Genomic DNA, 3,734 nt, shown 5'->3' with positions numbered 1-3,734 from the left:
GACGTCTTCCGCCTTGCCCGCGCCATGACCATCCTTGCGGCCAGTGCGGCGGAAGTCGCGGCGATCGACACCGTTTTTCCGGATTTCCGCGACATGGAAGCTTTCGGAGCCGAGTGCCGCGAGGCCGAGCGCGACGGTTTCACCGGCAAGATGGCCATCCACCCGGCGCAGGTGCCGGTCATCAACGCCGCCTTCACGCCGTCGGCGGAAGCCGTGCGACACTCCCAGGCAATCGTCGACGCGTTCGCGGCGGCGGGTAATCCCGGCGTCGTCGGCATCGACGGCAAAATGGTCGACCGGCCGCACCTGCGGCTCGCCGAGCGATTGCTGGCCCGCGCCAGGGCGGCAGGGATTTCTGCCTAGTCGATCGCTCGCCGCCGATCGCTTGGCCAGCGGCTACCAGACCAGCGGGATCAGCCGGTAGCGGACATTTGCCGCGTAGTCGTCATAGCCCTGCAGGCCGGTCCGCAGCGTCCTCTCCTCGATAAAGATGCGGACCGCCAGGAGCACGATGAAAAAGAGCACCGAGGCCAGCCCCCACCAGGAGCCAAGCAGAAGCGCCGTGCCGGCAAAGTAGGGGATGGCGCCGGCATACATCGGATGGCGGACATAGCTGTAGGGGCCCGTGGTAATCACATGCTGTCCGCGCTCACCCTGGATCTTCACTACAGGCGCCGCAAAACTGTTCTCCAGCATCGTCAGGTAGCAGATCCAGATACCGACCAGCAGGACCAGCCCACCGAGTGCCAGTCCCCAGAAAGGAACCGCCGACCAGCCGTGGCGAAAGTCGAGCCCCATGAGACCCAGCCACGTAAAGATGGCGATGAGCAGTATGGAGAGGAGCACCTTGTCGGCCGCGGTCTGGTCCTTCTGGATCGGAGGGCGCAGCCGCTCGTTCATCAGCCCGGGATCGCGCCGGGCGAGCGACACGCCCATGGTGAGGCTGAGTCCAATCATCGCCACCAGATACACCCAGGCTCCCGGCCAGTTCAGCGTGCCGGCCGAGAGGAACAGCACGGCGCCCATGACGCCGAACCACACGAAAGTCTGCAGGATCAGTCTTGCGATCATGGCCAACCTTCCGCGAATGTCCCGCCGCCGTTTACCTGAGCTCTGCTAGTCCTTTCCCCAGCGCGGCCGGCGCATCGAGAAAATCTCGTCGATGCTGGCATAGTCCATATAGCCGAGCCGGCCGACATTGCCGGCCCTGACGATGTCGAAGATACCGTCCTTCAGATAGGCATCGTCGATATGGACGCCAACCACCTCGCCGGCGACGACGACGGCACTCGTCTGCGTGCCGTCGAGCGCACGCGGCCGGATGATCTCCGTCACCCGGCACTCGAGCGCGGCCGGCGCCTCCGCCACCCGCGGCGGCGCGACAAGGCGCGACGGCGCCATCGTCAGATCGGCATAGCCGAACTCGCTGACGCCGCGCGGCGCGTCGACCGCGGTGCGGTTCATCTTCTGCGCCAGATCGCGGCTGACCAGATTGGCGACGAACTCGCCGGTCTCTTCGGCGAAGGTGGCGCTGTCCTTCTCACCCTCCGATGAGAACCAGACGATGAAGGGCTTTGTCGAAAAGGCATTGAAGAACGAATAAGGCGCGAGGTTGATCTTGCCCTGGCGGTCGATGGTCGAGATCCAGCCGATCGGTCGCGGCGCCACGATCGCCTTTGACGGATCGTGCGGCAGGCCGTGCCCTTTCGAGGGTTCGTAGAACATTCTAGCCAGCCCACGGTCCCTGATAGTCGGCGTAAAGCTTTGCCGGGTCGGGCCGCGGCCGCTCCGGCGCCGGCCCTTGGTAGGAGCCGATATGGACGAAGCCGATCACGCGCTCTTCCGGCGCCAGGCCAAGGATCGCCCTGCCCTCCGGCACGTCGGAATACCAGTTGCTGATCATGTTGGTGCCATAGCCCAGCGCATTGGCGGCGATCATCAGATTCATAGCCGCCATGCCGCCCGAGAGAAACATCTCCCATTGCGGGATCTTCGGATTCTCCTTCGGCACCGACACCACGCCGATCACCAGCGGCGCGCGCGAGAACCGCGCGAGTTCCTGGTTACGCCGGCCCTCGGGCAGCGGTCCCTCGCGCTGTTCGGCCAAGGCCGCCAGCTTCTTGCCGATTTCGACGCGCGCCTCGCCGCGATAGAGGATGAAGCGCCAGGGCTCGAGCCGGCCGTGATCCGGCACGCGCGTGGCGGCGGTGATCAGGGTGGCGATCTCGGCATCGCTGGGCGCCGGCTCTTTCAGGTCTGGAATCGGCGCGGAGTTCCGGGTCAGCAGGAAGTCGATGATCGGCGACGCCATGGGCGCAAGTCTCCTGGAAGTTCGGTTTTGGGCTGAAGCGCGCCTGTGGGAAATTCGGGCGGCTCGGGCATTGGCGCTTCGCGCCGGATGGCAAGAGCCCTGCGGAACGGGATTGGGACTCTCAGGCCTTGAAATTGCCACCGCCTTGGGCTTCAACGCAAGGCATGTTTGAGGGGACACTGCGTCTTTTCCTGGTCTGGCTGGCGGCGGCGCTGTTCATGGCGCCGGTTTCGTCGGCCGTGGCGCAGAACGCGGACGGCATCAGCAATCTGAAGCTGCCGGGGATTTCCAGCTACGCGACGCCGAAAGGCGAGACATCGCTGGCCTTGAGCGGCGGCGGCGCCATCACGCTCTCGGCGCAACTGACGGACAAGGGCAACGACATCACCCGCGGCATCGTCTGGCGGGTCTTCAAGCCCGAGCCGGCCAGCGACGGCAAGCTGCCGATGGTGGCTTCGGCGCATGGCGGCACCGCCGTGTTCCAGCTGGAGCCAGGCAGCTATCTTGTCCATGCTTCCTATGGGCGGGCCGGCGCCACCAAGCGCATCACCGTGGGCAAGGAGGCCAAGCGCGAAAGCCTGGTGCTCGACGCCGGTGGCCTCAAGCTCGACGCCGTGCTGTCGGGGGGCGTGCACATACCGCCGAAGAAGCTGCGGTTCTCGATCTACGAGGACAAGGTCGAGGCCAATGGCGACCGCGCCCTGATCGTCCCCGATGTCGAGCCGAACGCAGTGGTGCGGTTGAATGCCGGCACCTACCATGTCGTCTCCACCTATGGTTCGGTGAATGCGGTCATCCGCTCCGACATCCGTGTCGAGGCCGGCAAGCTGACCGAAGCGACCGTCGAGCACCGCGCCGCCGAGATGACGATGAAGCTGGTGCGCGAGGCCGGCGGCGAAGCGATCGCCGACACTTCCTGGTCGCTGCTCAACGAATCCGGCGACCCGATCAAGGAAACTGTCGGCGCCTTCGCCTCGATGGTGCTGGCCGAAGGCGACTACACCATTATCGCCAAGAACCGCGACCGCATCTACCAGAAGGATTTCACCGTCGTCGCCGGCCAGAACCAGGAGATCGAGGTTCTCGCCACAGAGGCTTCGGCGATCGATCCCGAGGAAGGCGCGGACTGATCAACCTGCCCGTCAGGCCGCCTTGCGCATGCGGCGCGGCAGGAATTGCGCCCGGCCGCGCGGCGCGGCAGGCGCCAGGTCGAAGACGCCGCGATGGAGCCGATCGAGCAGCGCCTTGCGGTCGCGCAGCGGCTCCAACTCGTCCCAGGTCAGGATGTCGCCGACGCGCACGTCTATGGCCTTGCCGGACAACCGCGCGAATTCACGAATGAGCAGCGAGGTGCGCAGCGTCAGCGACGCCCTGCCGACGAACTTCGCCACCCGGCCCTCGCGCTCGGCCATGTTCATTGGAC

General features: G+C 65.7%; 5 protein-coding genes and 1 pseudogene. 2 read left to right on the top strand and 4 right to left on the bottom strand.

Going from position 1 to position 3,734, the window contains the following annotated elements:
- On the top strand, positions 1–363 hold a 363-nt coding region (locus tag EN781_RS28315; protein ID WP_189347903.1), incomplete at its 5' end, for an aldolase/citrate lyase family protein.
- Positions 364–396: 33 nt separating this feature from the next.
- Here EN781_RS28315 and EN781_RS28310 read toward each other — a convergent pair.
- Genes EN781_RS28310 through EN781_RS28300 form a run of 3 tightly spaced genes read right to left on the bottom strand, consistent with a single transcriptional unit; the run spans position 397 to position 2,311 of the window.
- On the bottom strand, positions 397–1,071 hold the full coding sequence (locus EN781_RS28310; RefSeq protein WP_126054262.1) for an isoprenylcysteine carboxylmethyltransferase family protein: 675 nt from the start codon (positions 1,069–1,071) through the stop codon (positions 397–399).
- A 45-nt stretch (positions 1,072–1,116) separates the two neighbouring features.
- Positions 1,117–1,725, bottom strand: coding sequence for a flavin reductase family protein (locus EN781_RS28305; RefSeq protein ID WP_126054261.1), 609 nt, complete (start codon positions 1,723–1,725; stop codon positions 1,117–1,119).
- A gap of 1 nt (position 1,726) precedes the next feature.
- The gene (locus EN781_RS28300) at positions 1,727–2,311 is read right to left on the bottom strand and encodes a nitroreductase (protein WP_126054260.1); all 585 of its coding nucleotides are present in this window, start codon (positions 2,309–2,311) and stop codon (positions 1,727–1,729) included.
- Positions 2,312–2,475: 164 nt separating this feature from the next.
- Here EN781_RS28300 and EN781_RS28295 point away from each other — a divergent pair, with 164 nt between their 5' ends.
- On the top strand, positions 2,476–3,441 hold the full coding sequence (locus EN781_RS28295; RefSeq protein WP_127400547.1) for a hypothetical protein: 966 nt from the start codon (positions 2,476–2,478) through the stop codon (positions 3,439–3,441).
- Between the two features lie 12 nt (positions 3,442–3,453).
- Here the strand turns inward: EN781_RS28295 and EN781_RS28290 are convergent.
- Positions 3,454–3,734, bottom strand: a pseudogene (locus EN781_RS28290) (glycerol acyltransferase); the annotation flags it as partial.

The organism is Mesorhizobium sp. M4A.F.Ca.ET.090.04.2.1, from assembly GCF_003999085.1.
GTDB lineage: Bacteria > Pseudomonadota > Alphaproteobacteria > Rhizobiales > Rhizobiaceae > Mesorhizobium.
Note: the sequence above shows the minus strand (reverse complement) of the source record. Positions and strands in the feature narration are given on the sequence as shown.

Bases quoted from the DNA above. Each gene is read 5' to 3' on its own strand.
- EN781_RS28305 (WP_126054261.1), bottom strand. From the start codon at position 1,725: ATGTTCTACGAACCCTCGAAAGGGCACGGCCTGCCGCACGATCCGTCA.
- EN781_RS28295 (WP_127400547.1), top strand. From the start codon at position 2,476: ATGTTTGAGGGGACACTGCGTCTTTTCCTGGTCTGGCTGGCGGCGGCG.
- EN781_RS28300 (WP_126054260.1), bottom strand. From the start codon at position 2,311: ATGGCGTCGCCGATCATCGACTTCCTGCTGACCCGGAACTCCGCGCCG.
- EN781_RS28310 (WP_126054262.1), bottom strand. From the start codon at position 1,071: ATGATCGCAAGACTGATCCTGCAGACTTTCGTGTGGTTCGGCGTCATG.